At 62.1% G+C, this 22,326-nt stretch carries 22 protein-coding genes and 3 tRNA genes; 14 read left to right on the top strand and 11 right to left on the bottom strand.

The features are described 5' to 3' along the window. The first annotated feature begins 188 nt into the window (after positions 1 to 188). The 9 genes from EXV95_RS22595 to EXV95_RS22555 all read left to right on the top strand — a co-directional run bounded on the left by EXV95_RS22595 (position 189) and on the right by EXV95_RS22555 (position 6,082). Positions 189 to 491 carry an urease subunit gamma gene (locus tag EXV95_RS22595; protein ID WP_176888585.1) on the top strand — a complete coding sequence of 101 codons (303 nt, stop codon included), beginning with the start codon at positions 189 to 191 and terminating at the stop codon, positions 489 to 491. 41 nt (positions 492 to 532) lie between these two features. Beyond that, positions 533 to 1,147 (top strand): HupE/UreJ family protein, encoded by a 615-nt coding sequence (locus EXV95_RS22590; RefSeq protein ID WP_176888584.1) that lies wholly within the window; start codon positions 533 to 535, stop codon positions 1,145 to 1,147. A gap of 25 nt (positions 1,148 to 1,172) precedes the next feature. After that, complete coding sequence (locus EXV95_RS22585) at positions 1,173 to 1,478, top strand: urease subunit beta (RefSeq protein ID WP_176888583.1); 306 nt, start codon at positions 1,173 to 1,175, stop codon at positions 1,476 to 1,478. A 112-nt stretch (positions 1,479 to 1,590) separates the two neighbouring features. After that, positions 1,591 to 3,333: an urease subunit alpha gene (ureC, locus tag EXV95_RS22580; RefSeq protein WP_176888582.1), complete on the top strand. Its 1,743-nt coding sequence runs from the start codon at positions 1,591 to 1,593 to the stop codon at positions 3,331 to 3,333. Between the two features lie 12 nt (positions 3,334 to 3,345). Then, positions 3,346 to 3,834 (top strand): GNAT family N-acetyltransferase, encoded by a 489-nt coding sequence (locus EXV95_RS22575; RefSeq protein WP_176888581.1) that lies wholly within the window; start codon positions 3,346 to 3,348, stop codon positions 3,832 to 3,834. A gap of 70 nt (positions 3,835 to 3,904) precedes the next feature. Continuing rightward, positions 3,905 to 4,525, top strand: a complete 621-nt coding sequence (gene ureE / locus EXV95_RS22570) for an urease accessory protein UreE (RefSeq protein ID WP_176888580.1) — start codon at positions 3,905 to 3,907, stop codon at positions 4,523 to 4,525. A gap of 11 nt (positions 4,526 to 4,536) precedes the next feature. Further along, positions 4,537 to 5,247, top strand: coding sequence for an urease accessory protein UreF (locus tag EXV95_RS22565; RefSeq protein ID WP_176888579.1), 711 nt, complete (start codon positions 4,537 to 4,539; stop codon positions 5,245 to 5,247). Positions 5,248 to 5,297: 50 nt separating this feature from the next. After that, positions 5,298 to 5,975 (top strand): urease accessory protein UreG, encoded by a 678-nt coding sequence (gene ureG / locus EXV95_RS22560; protein ID WP_176888578.1) that lies wholly within the window; start codon positions 5,298 to 5,300, stop codon positions 5,973 to 5,975. A gap of 19 nt (positions 5,976 to 5,994) precedes the next feature. Further along, a tRNA-Ser gene (locus EXV95_RS22555) sits at positions 5,995 to 6,082 on the top strand. A 605-nt stretch (positions 6,083 to 6,687) separates the two neighbouring features. Here EXV95_RS22555 and EXV95_RS22550 read toward each other — a convergent pair. Further along, positions 6,688 to 8,439 carry a GGDEF domain-containing protein gene (locus EXV95_RS22550; protein ID WP_176888577.1) on the bottom strand — a complete coding sequence of 584 codons (1,752 nt, stop codon included), beginning with the start codon at positions 8,437 to 8,439 and terminating at the stop codon, positions 6,688 to 6,690. A 315-nt stretch (positions 8,440 to 8,754) separates the two neighbouring features. Between EXV95_RS22550 and EXV95_RS22545 the strand changes: the two genes are divergently transcribed. Then, the gene (locus EXV95_RS22545) at positions 8,755 to 9,084 is read left to right on the top strand and encodes an I78 family peptidase inhibitor (RefSeq protein ID WP_176888576.1); all 330 of its coding nucleotides are present in this window, start codon (positions 8,755 to 8,757) and stop codon (positions 9,082 to 9,084) included. Between the two features lie 80 nt (positions 9,085 to 9,164). Here EXV95_RS22545 and hemW read toward each other — a convergent pair whose 3' ends face one another. The 5 genes from hemW to EXV95_RS22520 form a co-directional block, all read right to left on the bottom strand. After that, positions 9,165 to 10,424 carry a radical SAM family heme chaperone HemW gene (gene hemW, locus EXV95_RS22540; protein WP_176888575.1) on the bottom strand — a complete coding sequence of 420 codons (1,260 nt, stop codon included), beginning with the start codon at positions 10,422 to 10,424 and terminating at the stop codon, positions 9,165 to 9,167. 14 nt (positions 10,425 to 10,438) lie between these two features. After that, complete coding sequence (gene rdgB / locus EXV95_RS22535; RefSeq protein ID WP_055399032.1) at positions 10,439 to 11,038, bottom strand: RdgB/HAM1 family non-canonical purine NTP pyrophosphatase; 600 nt, start codon at positions 11,036 to 11,038, stop codon at positions 10,439 to 10,441. Positions 11,039 to 11,114: 76 nt separating this feature from the next. Next, positions 11,115 to 11,849, bottom strand: a complete 735-nt coding sequence (gene rph, locus EXV95_RS22530) for a ribonuclease PH (RefSeq protein ID WP_176888574.1) — start codon at positions 11,847 to 11,849, stop codon at positions 11,115 to 11,117. A 203-nt stretch (positions 11,850 to 12,052) separates the two neighbouring features. Beyond that, entirely contained in the window at positions 12,053 to 12,955 is a 903-nt protein-coding gene (locus EXV95_RS22525) for a PP2C family serine/threonine-protein phosphatase (protein WP_055399036.1), read from the bottom strand. 28 nt (positions 12,956 to 12,983) lie between these two features. Then, positions 12,984 to 14,000 (bottom strand): serine/threonine-protein kinase, encoded by a 1,017-nt coding sequence (locus EXV95_RS22520; protein ID WP_008905072.1) that lies wholly within the window; start codon positions 13,998 to 14,000, stop codon positions 12,984 to 12,986. Between the two features lie 75 nt (positions 14,001 to 14,075). Here EXV95_RS22520 and EXV95_RS22515 point away from each other — a divergent pair, with 75 nt between their 5' ends. The 4 genes from EXV95_RS22515 to EXV95_RS22500 all read left to right on the top strand — a co-directional run bounded on the left by EXV95_RS22515 (position 14,076) and on the right by EXV95_RS22500 (position 18,250). Then, positions 14,076 to 14,993 (top strand): YicC/YloC family endoribonuclease, encoded by a 918-nt coding sequence (locus EXV95_RS22515; protein ID WP_121422508.1) that lies wholly within the window; start codon positions 14,076 to 14,078, stop codon positions 14,991 to 14,993. A gap of 36 nt (positions 14,994 to 15,029) precedes the next feature. Continuing rightward, entirely contained in the window at positions 15,030 to 15,650 is a 621-nt protein-coding gene (gene gmk / locus EXV95_RS22510) for a guanylate kinase (RefSeq protein ID WP_055399040.1), read from the top strand. A 17-nt stretch (positions 15,651 to 15,667) separates the two neighbouring features. After that, positions 15,668 to 15,871 carry a DNA-directed RNA polymerase subunit omega gene (gene rpoZ / locus EXV95_RS22505; protein ID WP_005794722.1) on the top strand — a complete coding sequence of 68 codons (204 nt, stop codon included), beginning with the start codon at positions 15,668 to 15,670 and terminating at the stop codon, positions 15,869 to 15,871. 96 nt (positions 15,872 to 15,967) lie between these two features. Then, the gene (locus tag EXV95_RS22500; protein WP_176888573.1) at positions 15,968 to 18,250 is read left to right on the top strand and encodes a bifunctional (p)ppGpp synthetase/guanosine-3',5'-bis(diphosphate) 3'-pyrophosphohydrolase; all 2,283 of its coding nucleotides are present in this window, start codon (positions 15,968 to 15,970) and stop codon (positions 18,248 to 18,250) included. A gap of 70 nt (positions 18,251 to 18,320) precedes the next feature. Here EXV95_RS22500 and greB read toward each other — a convergent pair whose 3' ends face one another. From greB to EXV95_RS22475, 5 genes are all read right to left on the bottom strand, one after another. After that, on the bottom strand, positions 18,321 to 18,887 hold the full coding sequence (greB, locus tag EXV95_RS22495) for a transcription elongation factor GreB (protein WP_176888572.1): 567 nt from the start codon (positions 18,885 to 18,887) through the stop codon (positions 18,321 to 18,323). Positions 18,888 to 18,964: 77 nt separating this feature from the next. Further along, positions 18,965 to 19,041: transfer RNA gene (locus EXV95_RS22490), tRNA-Arg, on the bottom strand. 207 nt (positions 19,042 to 19,248) lie between these two features. Then, positions 19,249 to 19,325, bottom strand: a tRNA-Ile gene (locus EXV95_RS22485). A 51-nt stretch (positions 19,326 to 19,376) separates the two neighbouring features. Further along, complete coding sequence (gene hrcA, locus EXV95_RS22480; RefSeq protein ID WP_055399047.1) at positions 19,377 to 20,381, bottom strand: heat-inducible transcriptional repressor HrcA; 1,005 nt, start codon at positions 20,379 to 20,381, stop codon at positions 19,377 to 19,379. A gap of 721 nt (positions 20,382 to 21,102) precedes the next feature. Further along, positions 21,103 to 21,723 carry a hypothetical protein gene (locus EXV95_RS22475; protein ID WP_176888571.1) on the bottom strand — a complete coding sequence of 207 codons (621 nt, stop codon included), beginning with the start codon at positions 21,721 to 21,723 and terminating at the stop codon, positions 21,103 to 21,105. Between the last annotated feature and the right edge of the window lie 603 nt (positions 21,724 to 22,326).

The raw sequence follows: 22,326 nt of genomic DNA, 5'->3' as shown, positions 1-22,326 counted from the left end.
AGTTTCCATGCCACGGCCCGCCCCTGCGAGCGCTGCCCCTGCGCCAGATGACGTATGGCGGGCACGGGGCTTGCTGCCTATGATGGATTCGCTTCCACCAGATCACCGGTACACCATGGAAATCACCCCTCGCGCTCGGCCGCGCCGCGGCCGCGCGAGCCAACGACCCCAGCAATGAGTGAAACGAAATGGAATTAACTCCTCGCGAAAAAGACAAGCTGCTGATCTTCACCGCCGCCCTGCTGGCCGAGCGCCGCAAGGCCCGGGGCCTCAAGCTCAACTACCCCGAGGCCGTGGCCCTGATCAGCGCCGCCGTGATGGAGGGTGCGCGCGACGGGAAAACCGTGGCGCAATTGATGAGCGAGGGCCGCAGCGTGCTGACCCGCGCCGATGTGATGGACGGTATCGCCGAGATGATTCCGGACATCCAGGTCGAGGCCACGTTCCCCGATGGCACCAAGCTGGTCACCGTCCATCAACCGATCGTCTGACCCCCTTTCTCTCTGTCCCTCGTTCTCTCTGTGGAGCCCCCATGCGCATCGCACTCTCACACCGCCACACAGCCGCTCTCCTTTTCATAGCTGCCAGCGCAATCAGCACGTGCGCCAACGCCCATACAGGCGCTGAATCCCACATCCACAACAGTTTCTTCAGCGGCCTTGCCCACCCCCTGTTCGGCCTGGACCACCTGGCCGCCATGGTGGCCGTGGGCCTGTGGAGCGCCCTGGCCGCGCGCCATGCCGGGCGCGAACTGCTGTGGGGCCCCGTGGGCTTTGCGGCCATGCTGCTGGCGGGTGCCGTGCTGGGCCTGCAGGGCGTGGACCTGCCTGCGGTGGAGCCGATGATTGCTGCGTCGCTGCTGGTCACAGGCCTGCTGGTCGTGTCGCGCCTGCGCGTGCCCGGACTGGTGGCGGCGCTGGGTGTGGGCGTGTTCGCTGTCTTCCACGGCGTGGCCCATGGCTACGAACTGGCAGGCAGCGACAGCGCCTGGCAAACCCTTGCGGGCATGCTGACCGCCACCGTGCTGCTGCATGGCACGGGTCTCGCGGCGGGCTGGGCACTGCGCCACCGCCATGTCTGGCTGGCGCGCGCCGCAGGTGCGGGCGTGGCAGTGTTCGGTGGTGCGCTGCTCGCGCAAATGGCCTGACCCGTTGACCCACCAGGAGCACGCAATGATCCCAGGCGAACTCTTCACCGAACCCGGTGAACACCCGCTCAACACCGGCCGCCGCACCCTCACGCTGGTGGTGCGCAACACCGGCGACCGACCCATCCAGGTCGGTTCGCACTACCACTTTGCCGAAACCAACAATGCGCTGGGCTTTGACCGCGCGGCTGCGCGCGGCATGCGGCTGAACATTGCGTCGGGCACCGCCGTGCGCTTTGAGCCCGGCCAGGAGCGCACCGTGGAGCTGGTGGATTACGCCGGCGACCGCCGCGTGTTCGGCTTTCAAGGCCTCACGCAGGGTGCGCTGTAGCACTGAACCACCAAGATTTGAGCCAAATTGGCCTCTAGCGCTTTATGGATAAGAGCTAGCAGCTATTAAAACAATAGTATTTATCGCCCACCGGAAAGCGGAGCACCCCACCATGGCAACCATTGGACGACGCGCCTACGCCGAAATGTTCGGCCCCACCGTGGGCGACCGCGTGCGCCTGGCCGACACCGAACTCATCCTCGAAGTGGAAGCCGACCACACGCTGCGCGCAGGCAGCTATGGCGAAGAGGTGAAGTTTGGCGGCGGCAAGACCATCCGCGACGGCATGGCACAAAGCCAGCGCAGCAACGCCGGGACTGGAACAGGCCCCTCCGGTGGCGGCGCGGTGGACACGGTGCTGACCAATGCCCTCGTGGTGGACCACACCGGCATCTTCAAGGCGGATATTGGATTGCGGGCAGGCCGCATAGCCGCCATCGGCAAGGCCGGCAACCCCGACACCCAGCCGGGCGTGGACATCATCATCGGCCCCGGCACCGAGGTCATCAGCTGCGAGGGCAACATCGTCACTGCAGGCGGCATCGACAGCCACATCCACTTCATCTGCCCGCAGCAGATTGAAGAGGCCCTGGCCAGCGGCGTGACCACCATGCTGGGCGGCGGCACCGGCCCCGCCACCGGCACGCTGGCCACCACCTGCACCTCGGGCCCCTTCAACATGGAGCGCATGCTGCAGGCCGCCGACGCTTTCCCGATGAACCTGGGCTTTCTCGGCAAAGGCAATGCCAGCCTGCCCGATGCCCTGCATGAGCAGATCAACGCAGGCGCCATTGGTCTCAAGCTGCACGAAGACTGGGGCACTACGCCCTCGGCCATCAGCAACTGCCTGGACGTGGCCGAAGAAACCGACACGCAGGTGGCCATCCACAGCGACACGCTCAACGAATCGGGCTTTGTGGAGAACACCATTGCCGCCGTGGATGGGCGCGGCATCTGCGCGTTTCACACCGAAGGCGCGGGGGGAGGACACGCACCGGACATCCTGCGCGTGGTGGGTGAAGACAACTTCCTGCCCAGCTCCACCAACCCCACCATGCCGTACACGCACAATACGCTCGACGAGCATGTGGACATGCTCATGGTGTGCCACCACCTCGATGCCAGCATTGCCGAAGACCTGGCCTTTGCCGAAAGCCGCATCCGCAAGGAGACGATTGCCGCGGAAGACATCCTGCACGACCTGGGCGCCATCAGCATGATGTCCAGCGACAGCCAGGCCATGGGCCGCGTGGGCGAAGTCATCCTGCGCACTTGGCAAACCGCGCACAAGATGAAGGTGCAGCGCGGCAGCCTGCAAGGTGACACCGCCCGCAACGACAACACGCGCATCAAGCGCTATGTGGCCAAATACACCATCAACCCCGCCATTGCGCACGGCATCAGCCATGAAGTGGGTTCGCTCGAGGTCGGCAAATGGGCCGACATCGTCATCTGGAAGCCCTCATTCTTCGGTGTGAAGCCCGCGCTCATCTTGAAGGGCGGCCTGATCGCCATGGCGGCGATGGGTGACCCGAACGCCTCCATCCCTACGCCCCAGCCCGTGCACTACCGGCCGATGTTTGGCGCGTTTGGCGGAGCGATTGCCAAGACCTCCCTCACCTTTGTCTCGCAGGCGGGTTTGGCGGCTGGCATCGGTGAGCGCTTCGGCCTGCGCAAAACGCTGAGCGCCGTGCGCAACATCCGCAGCGTGCGCAAGCAGCACATGGTGCACAACAGTTACACGCCCAAGATGGAAATCGACGCGCAGACTTATTCGGTACGCGCAGATGGGCAGCTGCTCACCTGCGAGCCCGCTACCGTGCTGCCCATGGCGCAGCGCTACTTTTTGTTCTGAGGCCCACGTCCCATGAGCGCCGTATCGCAAGACCTGATGATCCGCCTGGACGACCTGAGCGACCCGCGCATTGAAGCCTTCATGCAAGAGCACTTGGTGGACATGCGCGCCGTTTCACCGCCTGAAAGCGTGCACGCGCTGGACATGGACCAGCTGCGTCAGCCGAACATCGCGTTCTGGTCTGCCTGGCTGACCGGAGCGGATGGCGACATGCTGGTGGGCACGGGCGCGCTCAAACGGCTCGATTCCGGCCACGCTGAACTCAAATCCATGCGCACCAGCACCCGCCATCGCGGCCGGGGCATTGCGCGCCAGCTGCTGAGCCATTTGCTGCAAGAGGCCCGCGCACGCGGCTTTGCCCGCGTGAGCCTGGAGACCGGTACGCAACCGTTCTTCGAGCCCGCGCGGCAGCTCTACCTGCAGAACGGCTTCGTCGAATGCGGCCCTTTTGCCGACTACTGCCTCGACCCTTACAGCTTCTTCATGACCCGTACGCTGTAAACAAACGCGCTGCCCAGGGTTGAGCCCCTGGCACACAATGCACGTTTGCCCGCTGCAACAAAGAATCTCCATGATCCAAGCCTCCAAACTGATCCCCCAAGGCAAGGGCCTTGCGCCCGTACTGGTCAAGCGAGCCACCACCATCGAGCTGGACTGGGACGTGCGCCAGAAAAGCCGCTTTGCCGCCACCGACTCCGCCGGGCGCGAGCTGGGCATCTTCCTGCCGCGCGGCACGCTGGTGCGTGGCGGTGACGTGCTGGTGGCCGAAGACGGCTCCATGGTCCGCGTCATCGCCGCACCGCAGCCCGTGCAGGTCATCACGCACTGCACACAGCACGGCACCCCCTTCGACCTGACCCGCGCCGCCTACCACTTGGGCAACCGGCACGTGCCCATCGAACTTCAGCCCGACCACCTCAAGATCGAACCCGACCACGTGCTGGCCGACATGCTGTGCGCCATGCACCTCATCGTGAACGAGCAGAACCTGCCGTTTGAGCCCGAAGGCGGCGCTTACGCGTCGGGGCACGGTGGCGGGCACCACCACCATGGTGGGCATGACCATGGGCACGATCACGATCACAGCCACGCAGCAGCAAACACCGCAGCCCCAGGCCCCGGGCGCACCGTGTCCATCCCCGTGGTGGCCCAGGGGCATGTGCACGGCCCCCACTGCAACCACGACCACTGACTCCCCGCTCCATGCGCCTGGACCGCCCCGCACCCCTGCCCGCCGCCAGCTTCCTGCAGCTGATGTGGCTGGCCTCCCCCGCGTTGCCCGTGGGCGGGTTCTCGTATTCCGAAGGGCTGGAAAGCGCCATTGAAAACGCGGGCCTCGCCAGCGAAACCGCCGTGGGCGACTGGCTGCTGGACCAGTTGCACATCACGCAGGCGCGCGGCGACATGGCCCTCATCGCCAAAGCAGCAGGCGCCTGGCGCCGCGCCGACTGGGCGCACGTGCGCGAACTCAACGACTGGGTGCTACACACCCGCGAAACCAGCGAACTGCGGCTACAGACCGAGCAGATGGGCCGGTCGATGACCGACTGGCTGCGCAACCAGCACCAGGGTAACGAAGAGTCCCTGCCCGCCATCCGCCACCTGGCCGCCCTGCCCCCCACATACCCCGTGGCATTTGCACTGGCCGCCTCCACCACCCAGGCGCCCGTGCGCGATGTTCTGCTGGCCTACGCCTTCGGCTGGGCCGAAAACATGGTGCAGGCCGCCCTCAAATCCATGCAGCTGGGCCAAAGCGCAGGCCAGCGCATCCTCGCAAAACTGGCCGATGCCATACCTGCCGCCGCCGACCACGCCATAGGCCTGATGGATAGCGAGCGCCAGGCCTTCTCGCCGATGCTGGCCATCCTGAGCGCCCAGCACGAAGTGCAATATTCAAGACTTTTTCGCTCCTAGCGCTTGCGAATCCTGCGCTAGCAGCTATTGATTTGATAGTAAATTACGCCATGACCAACACACTGCACCACATCCCGAACCGCACCAAAAACCTGCCCCCGCTGCGCGTCGGCATCGGCGGCCCCGTGGGCTCCGGCAAGACCACGCTGCTGGAAATGCTGTGCAAGACCATGCGCGATGAATACGACCTCATCGCCATCACCAACGACATCTACACCAAGGAAGACCAGCGCCTGCTGACAGTGAGCGGTGCCCTGCCCGCCGAACGCATCCTGGGCGTGGAAACCGGCGGCTGCCCCCACACCGCCATCCGCGAAGACTGCTCCATCAACCTCGAAGCCATCGACCGCATGTTGGGCGAGTTCCCCAACGCCGACATCGTGTTTGTAGAAAGCGGCGGCGACAACCTGGCCGCCACCTTCAGCCCTGAGCTCTCGGACCTCACCATCTACGTGATCGACGTGGCCGCCGGCGAGAAAATCCCCCGCAAAGGCGGCCCCGGCATCACCAAGAGCGATCTGTTCATCATCAACAAGACCGACTTGGCCCCCCACGTGGGCGCCAACCTGGACGTGATGCACGCCGACACCACCCGCATGCGCACCAACGCCCAGGGCCTCAAACCGTTTGTGATGACCAATCTGAAAACCCTGGCAGGCGTGGCCGATGTGGTCAAGTTCATCGAGACCCGGGGCATGCTGAAAAAATCAGCACCCGCAGTCGGCTAGAATTCGCGCCTTCCCTCCCGGAGACTTGGGTGAGTGGTTTAAACCAGCAGTCTTGAAAACTGCCGACGGGCAACCGTCCGTGAGTTCGAATCTCACAGTCTCCGCCAAAACATCCAGCACAACGGGCCTTCACGGCCCGTTGTGCTTTGTGCCCCACCACCCTACCCGCCGTCAGTGGCGGCCTTCGGGCAAGCCAGAAGCATGGGGCGAAATGGGTGTCAGATCTTCTGGTCGGCACACCTCATCACTGCCGGCCAATCGGACCCACAGGCCCGTTCTCCGGATGATGACGTAGTCCACGCTGACACGTCGGCCCTTGTAGATGAATTGCGCCCCGGGCTTGTACAGAATCATTCTGGTTTTGTAATCAAAAGCGGTGGCCCCACGATGACACCCCACCTGGCTGTGAATGATGCAGCCCCCTGGCGCAACGTGCAGAGGATGGGGTCAAAGAACCCAGTATTCGCCTGCTCTTTCATGACAAGCCCCATGTCTCGCGGTTCGCGGTGCAGGCACTGGCAGGACGGGAAACGGGCAAAAAAAAGCCCGCAGGGTGCGGGCTGAACACTTGCTTGTGCAAGCGGGAGGGATGTCGACGGGGTATCGACGGACAAATAATAGGCCGCCCCGTGACCGAGGTGTGTAGGACATCTTCGACTTTCTGAAGGACGACTTCCAGGCCCGCTCACCCGGCGCGTACACGCTGGGCGTGTCACGCACCATAAATCCGCACACAACCGCGCCCAGAGGCTTTCGCCAGGTACATCGCGGAATCGGCCTTGCGCAGCAGCTCTTCGGCGTTCGTGGCATCGGCAGACGACATCACGATACCTACAGAGGCTCCGATCTGGATGAAATGCGATTCAATCTCCGTCGGCTGGGCAATGGCCTGCACCAGGCGCTCGCCCAGCCGGAGAGCGCTGTCGCGGTCAGAGACGCCACGCTGCAGCAGGGCAAATTCGTCGCCACCCAGCCGCGCCACCACGTCGTTTTCGCGCGCCGCCTGGGCGAGCTGCCGGGCCACCCACGCCAGCAATTGGTCGCCCACGGCATGTCCGAAGCGGTCGTTGATGGGCTTGAAGCCGTCCAGGTCGACATACAACACGGCAAAGCCCTGACCCTGGCGCCGCGCATCGGGCACCGCCGCCTGAAGGGTTTGCAGGAAGGCCGAGCGGTTCAGCAACCCCGTGAGTCCATCGTGTTCGGCAACATGCCGTATGCGGTGCTCGGCCTGTTTGCGCTGCGTCACGTCGGTGAAGGTGCGCAGCGCACCTCCCCCTTTGATGGGCACGGTCTGGACCTCCAGGATGCGCCCGTCTGGCCGGGGGCGGTCATAGACCTGCTGCTGATCGACCCCGCCGTCACTGTTCAGCAGCAGGTCTTGGATCTCTTGCGATGCCCCGTCAAACTCGCCCCGTGCGCGCAGGTAGGCCAGCACATTCACCAGCGAGGGCTTGGAGGCCATCAGTTCGACGGGCAAATCCAGCAGCTCTAGCGCGCGGCGATTGCACAGCTCCACAATGCCCGTGGCGCTGATCTTGGCCACGCCCTGGTCCATGTTTTCCAACGTGGCCTCCAACAGGATGGACTTCTCACGCAGTTGCGCCTCGCTGTCGCGGGCACTGCGCTCGGCCTGGGCAAGCCGGCGTTGCTGGCGCTTGAACTCGGTGATATCCACATGTGCATAGAACACGGTCCCGTCCAAGCCCTGCTTGGCGATCACGCGGCTCCAGCGGTTGCGGGGCAAGGGCACCTCAAACGGTGCGCCCGCAAACCGCATGTGTTCGTGCAGTATGGTGAGCCCCTCATAAAAGGGCGCCATGTCACCCGGCCCATCCGCAGCCCAGGCCCCCCGGTAAATATCCTCAAAGCTCAGGCCCGTTGCAGCGGCGCGATCAACAAGGCTGTACATCTGCATGAACGGCTCGTTGACCCATTGAATGTGCTGGTCCTCCCCACAGATCATCAAGCCATCGGGAATGCGGTCAAAAAGCTCTGTGCTTTCCACCATGGGGCTGCGCGGATAGCCGGGCTCGTGGATGCTGGCATCGCCCACCTTGTCCAGCTTTTCCTGTTCTTGTGGACTTTGCACCGCCTCTGCACGCCAGACCCGCACGCGCCCTACCCCGGCGATCGGCAACGACGATACGTGGACCCGCAGGCCCCGGTGTTCAAAGCTGTAGGGGCGCGTCTGTGCGCGGTGCCGCTCCACGCCTGCCGCAATGTAGCGATCGATATTGGGCAGCTCCTGCGCATCCAGCCGCTCGGTGTAAAAGCGCCGCAGATTGGCGTGGTAGGGCTCGCCCACGTAGACATGCCCCTCATGCTCCGGGAAGAGCTTGAAGAACGTACGGTTCCATGCGAGCGTGCAATCGTTTTCGTCAAACGCGCACAAGGCGACGTCCAGACCATCCAGCGTGTCGCCGAGAGTGTGGATGAGGCTGAAGATGGGATCGTCGGACATGGGGTATCGGGGCTGCACAAACTCGGTTGCCAGAAGCCAGTGCGCTCCGCACTGGCCCCGGTGTTCTGCCCGCCCGTGGGGGGCGCAGACCACCAACAATCCATTGTGCGGACAGGGCCTTACGGCAAACCATCGCCGGGCACCCGCCGTGTGAGGGAGTGGCGCGGCCTGTCGCATTCAGCCAACATCTTCTTGACCCTCATCAAGTCATCCGCAACAACCGGGAGGGACAGTCCCTCCCCCGTGTTACGCGTGGACACCCGCGCTCACAGGGCTTCCGGTATGGTGAGGGTCTGGTTTTCAGGAGCCTCACCCATGACGAAAATCCCTTTTGGCATCTCCGGCAGCCTGTTGGTTGCAGCGTTGATGACGGGTTGCGCCAGCCAAGGCCAGCCCCCGGCCCCCTCAGGCAGCCCGGCGCCAGCAGAACCCGCGCCAGGTGGCCTGTGCAACGCCCAACCGGCCCAGTCGGTGGTGGGGCAAAACAGCACGGCATCGGTGGTGGAATTGGCGCGGGTGCGGTCGGGCGCACAAATGGCCCGCGTCCTGCGCCCCGGCCAGATCATCACCAAGGAGTTCAACGCACAGCGGCTCAACCTGGAGGTGGACGCCAACGGCCGCATTCTGGCAGCACGCTGCGGCTGACCACACGGAGGACGCTGCGCTGCACACAGCGCCAACCATAGGCAGGTGCGGCGGCGCCACGGCATCAGCGGTAGCCCCGGTCAGTCCGCCAGGAACAGCTCCTGCAGGTCGCTCAGAAAATCAAAGCCCCGCTCTGTCGGGCGAACATGGGTCAGGTCGCGCTCGATCAAACCTTTGCTTTCGGCCGCCTTCAACCCCTTGGCGATGGTGGTCAGCGGCAAACCCGTGCGATCCATGAAATCCTGCAGCGCAAAACCACCGCGCAGGCGCAGGGCGTTGAGCATGTATTCAAACGGAAGTTCGGCCCGGCGCACGTCTTCATCCTGCGCCACAGCCCTGCCGGCCAGGGCGTTGTCCATGTAGCGGCCTGGGTCGCGAAAGCGCACCTGGCGCACCACGCGGTGCGCAAAACTGAGTTTGCTGTGTGCGCCCGCGCCAATGCCCAGGTAGTCACCAAACTGCCAGTAGTTGGTGTTGTGGAAACACTGGTGGCCGGGCTGCGCATAGGCCGATATTTCGTAGCGCGCCATGCCCGCCTGGCCAGTCATCTCGGTGATGCGGTCGAGCATGGCGTAGGCCTGGTCGTCCTCGGGGATGGCTGGCGGAAACTTGGCGAAGTAGGTGTTGGGCTCGATGGTGAGGTGGTAGATGGAGATGTGCGGCGGCTTGAAGGCCAATGCCGTCAACATGTCCTGCTCCAGCTCCTGCGGCGTCTGGCCCGGCAACGCGTACATGATGTCGAGGTTGTAGGTGTCAAACGACGCGGCAGCCTCTTCCACCGCCGCCAAGGCCTGGCTGCGGTCATGCACGCGGCCCAGGGCCTTGAGGTGCTGGTCGTTGAAGCTTTGCACCCCCACCGACAGGCGCGTGACGCCCGCAGAGCGGAAGGCGCGGAAGCGGTCTTTCTCGAACGTGCCGGGGTTGGCCTCCAAGGTGATCTCGCAGTCGGGCGCAAGGAGCAGGCGGGCGCGGATGTCGCCGATCAGCCGGTCAATGGCGGCTGGTGAAAACAGGCTGGGCGTGCCCCCACCGATAAAGATGCTGTGCACCGTGCGGCCCCAGATGAGCGGCAGCGCGGCCTCCAGGTCGGCCATCAGCGCGTCGATGTAGCGCTGCTCGGGCACACCTGCATTGCCCGCCGCATCGCTGCCACCTTCGCGGTACTCATGCGAGTTGAAGTCGCAGTACGGGCATTTCTTGAGGCACCACGGCAGGTGCACATACAGCGACAACGGTGGCAGGCTGGGCAGCTGCAGCAGGCCGGGGCGCATGTAGTGCTGGATGTCGCGCACCACGGCGGGTTCGGCCTCTGCCTGCGGCGTGATCGGAATATGAACCACGTTCAGTGCCCCTTCTACAGCCAACGTTCGCGCATCAGCGCCAGCATCTGCGCGGCCGAGCGGCCCCGGTGGCTATGGGCGTTCTTCACTTCCACAGGCAGCTCGGCAAAGGTCTTGCCGAATTCGGGGATGAACATCACAGGGTCAAAACCAAATCCGTTGCTGCCCCGGGGTTCGGTGGTGATCTCGCCCACCACCCGGCCCACGGCAATCAGCGGCTCAGGGTCTTGCGGGCTGCGCACGGCAACCAGAGTGCTGACCATGGCGGCGCGGCGGTTGGCGACGCCGTGCAACTGCTCCAGCAGGGCGCGCACATTGTTGTCGTCGCTCTTCTCGTAGCCAAACTGGGTGCAGTAGTAGGCGGTATCGACGCCCGGCAGGCCGCCAAAGGCATCCACACACATGCCAGCGTCATCCGCCAAGGCGGGCAGGCCGGTGTGGGCCGAGGCAAAGCGGGCTTTGGCCAAGGCATTCTCCACAAAGGTGCGAAATGGCTCTTCGGCCTCACCCACGCCCAAGTCGGCCTGGCGAACCAGCTCGACCCCGAGTGGCGCGAACATGGACTGCAGCTCGGCCAGCTTGCCACGGTTGTTGGATGCTAGAACGATTTTCATGATTCAAATTGGCATCTAGCGCTTATCCATCAAGCGCAAGCAGCTATCAATTAGTGAGCAATATCAGGTTAGGGGGTTAGGGGGTTTCCAGCAGCGCCCGTTGCTGCAACTGCACCAGCTCTGCGATGCCTTTTTCGGCCAGCGCGAGCAGCTGGTCCATCTCCGTCCGGGTAAACGCCACGCCTTCGGCGGTGCCCTGCACTTCCACAAAGTGGCCAGCGCCGGTCATCACGACGTTCATGTCGGTGTCGCAGTCCACGTCTTCCACATATTCCAGGTCCAGCAGCGGTGTGCCCTGCACGATGCCGACCGAGATCGCGGCCACGGGCTGCACCAGGGGCGACTGCGTGATCTTGCCGCTGGCGAGCAGCTGGTTGACCGCGTCTTGTGCCGCGACCCAGGCGCCGGTGATGGCAGCGGTGCGGGTGCCGCCGTCGGCCTGGATCACGTCGCAATCGAGCTGGATGGTGCGCTCGCCCAGCAGCTTGAGATCAAACACGGCGCGCAGGCTGCGGCCGATGAGGCGCTGGATCTCTTGCGTGCGGCCGGTCTGCTTGCCGCGCGCGGCCTCGCGGTCGCTGCGGGTGTGGGTGGCGCGGGGCAACATGCCGTATTCGGCCGTGACCCAGCCCTCGCCGCTGCCGCGCTTGTGGGGCGGCACGCGCTCTTCCACCGAAGCGGTGCAAAGCACTTTGGTGTTGCCGAACTCGATCAGCACCGAACCTTCGGCATGCATGGTGTAGCGGCGGGTGATGCGCACGGGGCGCAGCTGGTGGGCGGCGCGGTCGCCGGTGCGGGTAAAGGTGGTCATAGAATTTTCAGTAGAAAAATGGGTGCGCCTCATGCATGACCAAAGGCTTGCCCGAAACGCGCGGCCAAGGCCAACGGTCGCCGTGCGAGGGCCGCCCAGGCTGCGTGGCTGCGTCTCCCTTGCGTGCACTGGCAGTGTCCCTTTTCCCGAATCGCACAGCGATTCGAGAGAAGGGGGAAGGCGCGCAGCGACTCAGGGGGGGGTCATGCTTTCCGTGCGGCCGAGCGGCGAATGGCTTCGTTGATTTCGGCGATGGACCGCTCGATGGCGGCATCGTCCAGGTCATCCACCAGGCCATCGAGTGGCCCTGCCTGGATAGTGGACGCAAACACGTCGTCGCTGATGCTGTCGGTCGAGACGCCCTGGGTGGATTCGAAGGCGTCGGGCGTCTCCCACTCCAGCGCGATCACGGTCACGTTGTCGCTGCTGTCCCCCGCCTTGCGCAGCGCGTCTTCCACCAGTTCGGGCACAGCATGCGACACGGTGTTGCGGCCGAGTTGGGTGGCAATCTCCTCGTCGCTGAGGGTGCCCCACAGGCCATCCGAACACAGCAGAATGCGGTCGCCCTGCTCCAGGTAAACCGGGCCGGTGATGTCATAGATGGGCTTGGTGGGCGAGCCCAGGCAGGTGAACAGCACGTTGCGGTTGATGCGCTCCAGGCCCGGCGGCGGGGAGTTGCGCAGCTCCATGTAGGAGTGGTCGCGGGTGCGGGTGAGCAAATCACCGTCGCGCACCATGTACAGCCGCGAATCGCCACAATGCACCCAGGTGGCCGTGCCGCCCTGCAAAACCGCAGCCACCAGCGTGGTGCGCGGCGTGTCGAGCATGCCCTTGTCGGTGGCGTAGCGCAGGATCTGGTGGTGCGCCGCCAGCAGCGCGCCCGACAGAAACTCCTGCACATCCTTGAGCTGCGGCTTGGCCTGGCGCTGGAACAAAGCCGAGATGGTCTGCAGCGCAATCTGTGCAGCCACTTCGCCTTCCGGGTGGCCGCCCATGCCGTCGGCCAACACAAAAAGGCCCGATTCGCGCGTGTAGCAATAGCCCATGCGGTCTTCGTTCTTCTCGCGGCCACCACGGCGGCTGATCTGGAAAACCGAGAATTTCATAGCGACTCACGCAAAGAGGGCTTCGGGTTCATTTGGGTTTGGCTCCGATACCGGTGGCTTCACCCACCTTTTGCACATTCTTCTTGGTGTCGGACACCAGGGTGTCGAGCTGCAGGCGCATCTTCTCGGCCACCGTCAGTTTGGTGTAGCGGCGCTCGCCCTCGCGGCTGAGTTCCTTTTGCAACGCGAACACCGACTGCGGGCGCGACAGCGGATCGAGCGCCATGCACCACTCCACCACCTCGATGAGGTTGTCGGAGTACACGCCACGCAGCTTGGTCAAGGCCAGCGAGAGGCGGTCCTTTTCGATGCGCTGGGGCGCCTCGTTGGGCGGAAAGCCTTGCATGCAGGCGTAGATGCAGGCACCAATCGCGTAAATATCGGTCCAGGGTCCCATGGACGAATCGCGCCGGTACATCTCGGGAGCGGCAAAGCCGGGCGTGTACATCGGGCGGATGAAATTGCCCTCTTTGGACAGCACTTCACGCGCAGCGCCAAAGTCGATCATCACGGCCTTGTTGTCGTCGGTGATGAAGATGTTGGCCGGCTTGATATCAAGATGCAGCATCTTGTGCTGGTGCACGATGCGCAGCCCGCGCAGCACCTCGTCGAACAGCGAGCGGATGGTTGATTCGCGGAAGACCTTCTGTGTTTTCAGGTCGCGCGCGGTGATGATGAAGTCCTGCAGGGTCGCACCCTCCAGGTAGTTCATCACCATGTAGACGGTTTCGTTTTCGCGGAAGAAGTTGAGCACGCTCACCACAGAAGCGTGCGAGATCTGGGCCAGCGCCCGGCCTTCTTCAAAGAAGCTCTTGAGCCCCAGGCGGTAGAGCGAGAGTTTTTCGGACTGCACCTTGGGCAGCAACTCGCCCGGTGCACGCGTGGCCAGCGACGAAGGAAGGTATTCCTTGATGGCGACCTGCTGCCCTTCGGCATCCAGGGCCAGATAGACCACACCAAAGCCGCCAGAAGACAACCGGCGCACCACGCGGTAGCCGCCAATTGCGGTATCGGGCGGCAAAGGAGCCGGCTTGATTTTTGACATATTTTGCGAAGATGACTCGGGGGTGGAGCGGAACCCGGATAATCGCCGGATCGCAAGCAACCATCAAAAAGTCCAATGCCAGTTTACAGCATGACCGGATACGCCAGCGCACAGCATGGCGCATCTGCCACTGGCGCTGAAAACGACACCCGCGCGCCCCAATCACGCAGACTGGGGCTGGAAATTCGCTCGGTCAACAGCCGCTTCCTGGACCTTTCGTTCCGCCTCCCCGATGAACTGCGTGCCATGGAGCCCGCGCTGCGCAGCCTGCTGACCGCCCGCCTCAAGCGCGGCAAGGTTGAAGTCCGCGCCGCCCTGGAGAACGAGGACAGCAACACCCTGCAGGACCCGCCCGCGCGGCTGCTGCAGCGGCTCAATTCTTTGCAAGATTCCGTCAAGGCATGGCTGCCGACGGCGGCGCCCCTCACGGTAGCCGACGCCCTGCGCCTGTGCGCCAACGCCCCATCGGGCTCTGAGGACTGGAGCGATGCCGTTCCTGCTTTGGCCGAAGAAGCCCTGACCGCCCTGATGGCCGCCCGCGAACGGGAGGGCAAGCGCCTGGCCACCATGCTGCTGGACCGGGTCAAGCAATTGCGCGCCCTGGCCGAACAGGCCGTCCCCATGGTGCCGCTGCTGGTCGAGCAGCAACGGCTGCGCTTCATGGAGCGCTGGAAGGAAGCCATGGCGCTGACCGACGGAGCCACCCTGCCCGAGGCCGCCCGCGACCGCGCCCTGACCGAAGCCACGGCCTTTGCCATCCGCATTGATGTGGCCGAGGAAATCACCCGGCTGGACTCCCACCTGGACGAGATCGAACGCCTGCTCAAGAAGGGCGGCGAGGTGGGCAAGCGCCTGGACTTCCTGATTCAGGAACTCCACCGCGAGGCCAATACGCTGGGTTCCAAATCTGCCGCCCTTGACCTGACCCGCATCAGCGTGGACATGAAAGTGCTGATCGAGCAGATGCGCGAGCAAGTACAGAACATCGAATAACACTCATTTTTTGATAGCGCTTCGCGCACATCAACTATGGACTATCCCGGAAATCTCATCGTAGTTGCAGCCCCCAGCGGCGCCGGCAAATCCAGCCTGGTCAAGGCCTTGCTGGAGCTGGACTCCCACGTCCACCTGTCGATCTCCCACACCACCCGCGCTCCGCGCGGGCAGGAAAAGCACGGCCGCGACTACTACTTTGCATCGCAATCCGAGTTTGATGCCATGGTGGAAGGCAACGCCTTCGTGGAATGGGCGCATGTACATGGCAACCGCTACGGCACCTCCAAAAAGGCGATCGAGGAGCGCATTGCCCAAGGCTCGGACGTGATCCTGGAAATCGACTTTCAAGGCGCATTGCAGATCAAGGAAGCCTTCGCGAATGCCATCCTCGTGTTCATCCTGCCCCCCAGCTGGGAAGAACTGCGTTCGCGCCTGGAACGACGGGGCGAAGACTCCCCCGATGTCATCGAAGTCCGTCTCAAGAACGCGGCTACCGAGATGGCCCAGGTGAGCAAATTTGACTTCGTTATAATCAATGAGTTGTTTGAGCGCGCGCTTTTCGACCTGAAAGCCGTAGTTCACGCCCAGCGACTCAAGTACGCCGCCCAGCGCCGCGCCCGTGCTGACACCTTCCAGTCGCTCAATATCACCTGAATCCCCGGAGTAAAACGATGGCACGCATCACCGTAGAAGACTGTCTGGAAAAGATCCCCAACCGCTTCCAGCTCGTGTTGGCCGCCACGTACCGTGCCCGCATGCTGAGCCAAGGCCACGCCCCCCGCATCGAAAGCCGCAACAAGCCTGCCGTGACCGCCTTGCGCGAAATCGCCGAAGGCAAGGTTGGCCTGGAAATGCTCAAGAAGGTTCCTGGTTGAGCTTTTTTCTGGGCGCAGCCCGCAAAGAGCACCGCGACAGCGGTGCTTTTTTTTGCCCCAAAGTCTCCTGATGCGCTCCCGCGCTACATTTAAGGCATGAACGCGGTGCTCAACTCACCTTCTGCAACGCAAGCCCGCCCCGGCGAAGTACCAACGGCGGGAACTTTGTCGGCAGCCGCAGCGGCAGCCAATGCGGCTGCGGCCAGCTTTGCTGCGCTGACAGACAGCCTCGACTACCTGGACGCGACCAGCATCGAACAGGTGCGCCAGGCCTATCGCTTCGCTGACGAGGCCCACCTGGGTCAGTTGCGCAACAGCGGTGAGCCCTACATCACGCACCCCATTGCCGTGGCTGCGCAGTGCGCCACGTGGAAATTGGACGCCCAGGCGCTGATGGCCGCCCTGCTGCACGATGCCATGGAAGACTGTGGCGTCACCAAAGCAGACCTGATAGACCGCTTTGGCGCCCCCGTGGCCGAACTGGTAGATGGGCTGACCAAGCTCGACAAGCTGCAGTTCAACACCCGCGAAGAGAACCAGGCCGAGTCTTTCCGCAAGATGCTGCTGGCCATGGCGCGCGACGTGCGCGTCATCCTCATCAAGCTGGCGGACCGCACGCACAACATGCGCACGCTGTCGGACATGCCGCGCAGCAAATGGGGCCGCATCTCCTCGGAGACGCTGGAGATCTATGCACCCATTGCCCACCGCCTGGGCCTCAACCAGACTTACCGGGAATTGCAGGACCTGGCCTTTCGGCACCTTCACCCATGGCGCTACGCCACGCTGTCCAAGGCAGTCAACAAATCACGCAACCGCAGGCGCGATCTGGTGCAGAAGGTTCAGGCCGAGGTGGACACCGCCTTCTCCAAGATCGGTATGAAGGTCCGCCTCGCCGGCCGCGAGAAAACGCTGTACGCCATCTACCAGAAGATGGATCTCAAGCACCTGAGTTTTGCCCAGGTCACCGATATTTACGGATTCAGGGTGATCGTACCCACGGTGACAGACTGCTACACCGCCCTGGGCGTGCTCCACCAGATGTACAAGCCGGTTCCTGGCAAGTTCAAGGACCACATCGCCATCGCCAAGCTCAATGGCTACCAATCCCTGCACACCACACTGGTGGGCCCTTCGGGCGTGAACATCGAATTCCAGATGCGCACGGATGAGATGCACGTCATTGCCGAGGCCGGTGTGGCCGCGCACTGGTTGTACAAGGCGCAGGACGGCGATGGCACGTCGGCCGAGCGACTGGGGACCAAGTGGCTGCAGTCCCTGCTGGACATCCAGAACGAGACCCGCGATGCCGCCGAGTTCTGGGACCATGTCAAGGTGGACCTGTTCCCGGACGCTGTCTACGTTTTCACCCCTAAGAGCCAGATCATGGCCCTGCCTCGCGGAGCTACCGTGGTGGACTTTGCCTACGCCATCCACAGCAACGTCGGCGACCGCACCACGGCGGCCAAAATCAACAACGAGCAAGTGCCCCTGCGCACCGAACTCAAGAATGGCGATGTTGTAGAGATCATCACAGCCCCGGTATCCACGCCCAACCCGGCCTGGCTGGGTTTTGTGCGCACGGGCCGCGCACGCTCCAAGATCCGGCACTACCTGAAAACGCTGGCACAGACCGAATCGGAAGGCCTGGGCGAGAAGCTGCTGACCCAGGCCATCCGGGCGGAAGGCCTGGAGCAGCTCCCTACCCAGGACGCAGAGACCCAACCAATGTGGGACAAACTGCTGCGCTTTACCGGAAACCGCACCCGCAGCGAACTGATGACGGACCTGGGCCTGGGCAAGCGCATCGCCAGCATCGTGGCCAAGCGACTCATGGTGCTGATGTCCGAACACGGCCATCGTCCTGATGCGCTGCTCATGACACGGGAGCGCTACACATCCCACGAGACGCTTTCGCAAGGAGCGGTAACTCTGGATGGCAGCGAAAATGCCTCGGTGCAGTACGCATCCTGCTGCCGCCCCGTCCCTGGCGACAGCATCGTGGGCTATCTGGGCCGTGGCGAGGGCCTGGTGGTCCACAACGCCCACTGCACCGTGGCCAAGCGGCTGCAGCACAAGGACAGCGAGCGCTTCATCGCGGTGGACTGGTCGGACGAGCCCACGCGCATGTTCGAAACCGGGGTCGTGGTGACTGTCACCAACGGCAAAGGCGTGCTCGCCCGGGTGGCCGCTGAACTGGCTAATTCAGAAGCTGACATCACCCATGTGGACATGGATGACGAGGCGGCCCTCGACACCACAGACTTGCGCTTTATTGTGGCGGTGCGAGATCAGACCCACCTCGAAACCGCACTGCGCAACCTGCGGCGCACCCAGGCCGTCATTCGCGCTGCACGCATCACCCCGCAGGCCACGTAAGCACTTCACAGCGCTGAGCAGCGCCATCAACCCAAGCATGGCTTAGCGTAAAGCGGGTTGTAGCCCCTGCTCAGTCCGCATGCGCGGCGCGCTGCGGATACTGCACTGCCACCACTTCAAGGCTTCGCACGCCTCCTGGCGTAGGCAGCAGCACCTCGTCACCCACATGGGCCTTCAAGAGCGCACGTGCCACTGGCGAGATCCAGCTCACCTGCGATTCCCGACTGTCCGCCTCATCGATGCCCATGATGGTGATCGTGCGCTCTATACCTTCGTCATCGATGTACGTGACTGTGGAGCCGAAAAACACCTGATTGCTGCCCGCATGCAGGCTGGGATCCACCACTTCGGCAATCTCGAGCCGCTTAGTGAGGAAGCGGATGCGCCGATCAATCTCTCGCAAACGTTTCTTGCCGTAGAGATAGTCGCCATTTTCAGACCGATCTCCGTTGCTGGCAGCCCAGTGCACGGCTTCGACCACTTTGGGCCGCTCGTTGTCAATCAGGTCCAGCAACTCATCACGCAGGCGTGCGTATCCTGCCGGAGTGATGTAGTTCTTGCCGCCCGCAGGCAACGCAGGCAACACCAATTCATCCTCATCGGAAGCATCGGTTTCTTTGGTAAAGGCCTTGCTCATGGAAGATCTCCCCGTCAGCGAGAAACGCTTTGACAAATGAAAAAGCCTGCAATCTTGCGATTGCAGGCTTTAAACATTGGTGCGGCTGGCAGGAATCGAACCCACGACCCCTTGGTTCGTAGCCAAGTACTCTATCCAGCTGAGCTACAGCCGCTAAGCTTAGAATTATAGCATGATTTCTTGGCAACCCTTGAAATCAACTTTTTTACTGTAACCATGCCGCATGGGCCTGATCAGCAAAAGCTCAACTCAACGCAAGCCGCAATTGTAATGCACTCCAGAGACTCCAAAAGAAGAAAGGCGCACATTGCGACAAGAAAACTGGCCGTGATCGTGATGATCGCCCATTCGAATGAATGGGTGGTAGGGCGTGTTGGACTTGAACCAACGACCAAAGGATTATGAGTCCTCTGCTCTAACCAACTGAGCTAACGCCCCAAGCCATGCTCCAACGCTATACAACGGGGCAAGCGCCGTATTGTAGGGGCTTTACTTGCGATGGCTGAGTGCGTTGGACACCAGCTTTGATGTGATGTCCACGATCTGAATCATCCGGTCGTATGGCATGCGCGTGGGGCCGATCACGCCCAGCGTCCCGACCACTTTGCCATCCACCTCATACGGAGCACTGACGATGGACAGCTCCTCAAAAGGCACGACATGGCTTTCACCGCCAATGTAGATGCGCACTCCCTCGGCCTGGCTGGAGATATCCAGCAACCGCAGAATCTGGGTTTTCTGTTCGAACAGATCGAAGGCACGTCGCAAGTTGCCCATGTCGCTGGAGAAATCACTGACCGCAAGCAGGTTGCGCTCACCAGAAATCACGACCTCGTCCTGCGCTTGAGACAAAGCCTCAGACCCCACATTCACCGCAGCCTGCATGAGCGAAGCAATCTCGCCGCGCAGAACATCCACCTCAGATTTCAGGCGCTCACGCACTTGCTCCATCGCAAGCCCAGCGTAATGCGCGTTCAGAAAGTTGGAAGCCTCGATGAGTTGCGACTGGGAGTAGTCCACATCCGTGAAGATCACGCGATTTTGAACATCGCCCTCGGGCGAAACGATGATGACCAAAAATCTCCGCTCGGACAGCCTCAAGAACTCAATATGGCGGAACACCGATGTTCTGCGTGGTGCCATAACGACACCGACGAACTGCGAAAGATTGGATAGCAACTGGGCAGCGTTGGCGATCACCTTTTGCGGCTGTTCGGGCGCAAGCTGGGGAGGGGTCAGAGGGTCCCGCTGCACTGTCAGCATGGTGTCCACAAACAGCCGATAACCTCGTGCAGTAGGAATGCGACCGGCTGAGGTGTGGGGACTCGCGATCAGCCCTAACTCCTCCAGATCCGCCATGACGTTACGGATAGTGGCTGGAGATAAATCCAGCCCAGACGCGCGCGACAACGTGCGGGATCCGACGGGCTGCCCATCGGCGATGTAGCGCTCGACCAGCGCTTTGAGCAACAACTTGGCACGGTCATCGAGCATGGAATGATTTTACGGTTGTAAGCTCGCTCGCAGAACGGAATTCATGAAACGACGGCTAGGGTGGTCGGGGTGAGGCCAAAGAGCCTTTACTACCATAACCCCTTTCGGCCACAAGCTGCCGGTGGTGAGTCGTGAGAGCGGCCGCTCAGAGAAATGAGCTAGCGGCCCGCAGAATGTTGGTTCGCTTGAGCGGTGGGTTAGACGCTTAAATGCTACTTTGTCTTACGTTTTTGCTGACCAAATGGCCACCAACCTAGCAAAACAAGTGGAAGGGACAGAAGTGCCTTTAGTGCGGCATAGTCCGTTGCATCCAAGGTGGGGGCCGCAGCGGGCCCAACGATACCGCCTTGCTGCACATATTGGTCTCGATATTTCAGTAGCTCATCAGAGCTACATGCTGCAGGGCAACTGCATGCGCTGCATTCCAAGGCTGCTGGGCTGTTCGATGCCCCGCAGGATAAGCAAGACCATTGATATGCAGGCATAGCTCCAACCCAGTGTAGGTCGCGCCAATTCGCAGACCATATCTTTCGATAGTTTGGCTCATAACGGCCAGGAACAGTCGGTCGCCGCTTGCGAAAGCGCAATCTCAACGCTCAAGGTAAGCGGCGCCGGGGTACCGAAGGTGCGCAGGGCACCAACACTGGCCATGAAGATGGCGAAGCCAAGGCCAGTGTTGGCGTCCGCTTGACCGACCAGTTAGGCGCTTGTTTTCGGTTCGTCATAACGGTGGTGGCATGCACTCTGGGAAGTGGGCTGCGAGGTCCAAGATGTCTCGTTGAAGCGGCTGCAAGCCGCTGAGGACTGATGCTTGCATGGCCGCAACGATGGCCAGCCCGTTGGCATTCCTGGCGATGCTTTCAATGAGTTGGACTGGGTAGCCCTCTGCATGCCGCCTAAGCGGGTGGATGCCTGCATGAGCATATGAATTGAGCGCTTTCCATGTGTTTTCTTTGAAGCGCTTTAATGCGTCATGTGCCTGTGGTGGTCCCTGCCGCTCAACAGCGCTCATCATGTCGGCCACCATGGGAAGGTTCTTGGCGGCTTGCTCGGCCTCAAGCGTGAGTTCGGACGAAAGTCTCTCGATTTGCGAGTCTGACGCCGCGTACAGAACCCAGATAGATCGAAGCAACGCTTCAAACTGTGCTCTGTGAACCGTAACTGCAGAAGGAAGCAACGCTGCCTTGAGCAAGTTGATGCTGGCAGACCAATGCTCCAAAGACATTGAACAAGCAACATCGCTAGTTTTCAGCCTTGTAGATTGATCGTATAGAGGCAAATCAATGAGGGCAAACAGCTTCGCTGAAAGTTCCTCAGTAGCCGTAAAGATGTTTCTGCTCATATGGCCTGCAAGCGACTAACGTGATGTATCCCGCAAACAATGCGAGACAAACTGGATCGTGCGGGATATTCTGGACACTGATTTCTCCGGGAAGTGGCTTGCAGCATGTGTTTCCAGGCGGTTGCCTGTTTAAACATCCAGGTATAAAAATTCCGCGAAACCCGGCAGGCGTCAACGAGGCAAACTATAGCTCGCTACCAAGAAGGTACCGCGCACTCAGACAGCACGTTTTCGGCCGTCAGGCAGCGGATTGCGTATGAACGGCAGCTTTGCGGTTGTGTTGTCTAACGTCGGCTCAGGGCCCTTTGCAGCCGTTCAGGAGTGTCTAGCTCTGGACTTAAGAGATGCAGACGAAAGCGGTCGAATGTCGGCTCTCTTAGGCCATCGAGCGATCGGAGCGAAGTTAGTTTTCCATATGTCTACTTCCATTGGCCTACCTGCGGTGTCACAGTTGAGCGAAGCCTCAATGTTTACCCCGTCTGCATCAAGGAACTCGCACTGCGCGATGCAGCAGCCAAATTTCAGCGCAGTGTTCATGCGGTCAATCGCGAGACTTCCCATTCCGCCGTCCGCCATTGGTTCCACAAGCAACTCGCTTAAGTG

It is taken from the genome of Acidovorax sp. JMULE5 (genome assembly GCF_013376875.1).
In the GTDB taxonomy this organism is placed as follows: Bacteria; Pseudomonadota; Gammaproteobacteria; order Burkholderiales; family Burkholderiaceae_C; genus Acidovorax; species Acidovorax facilis.
The sequence above is the reverse complement of the archived record's forward strand: the minus strand, read 5'-3'. Positions and strand labels throughout refer to the sequence as shown.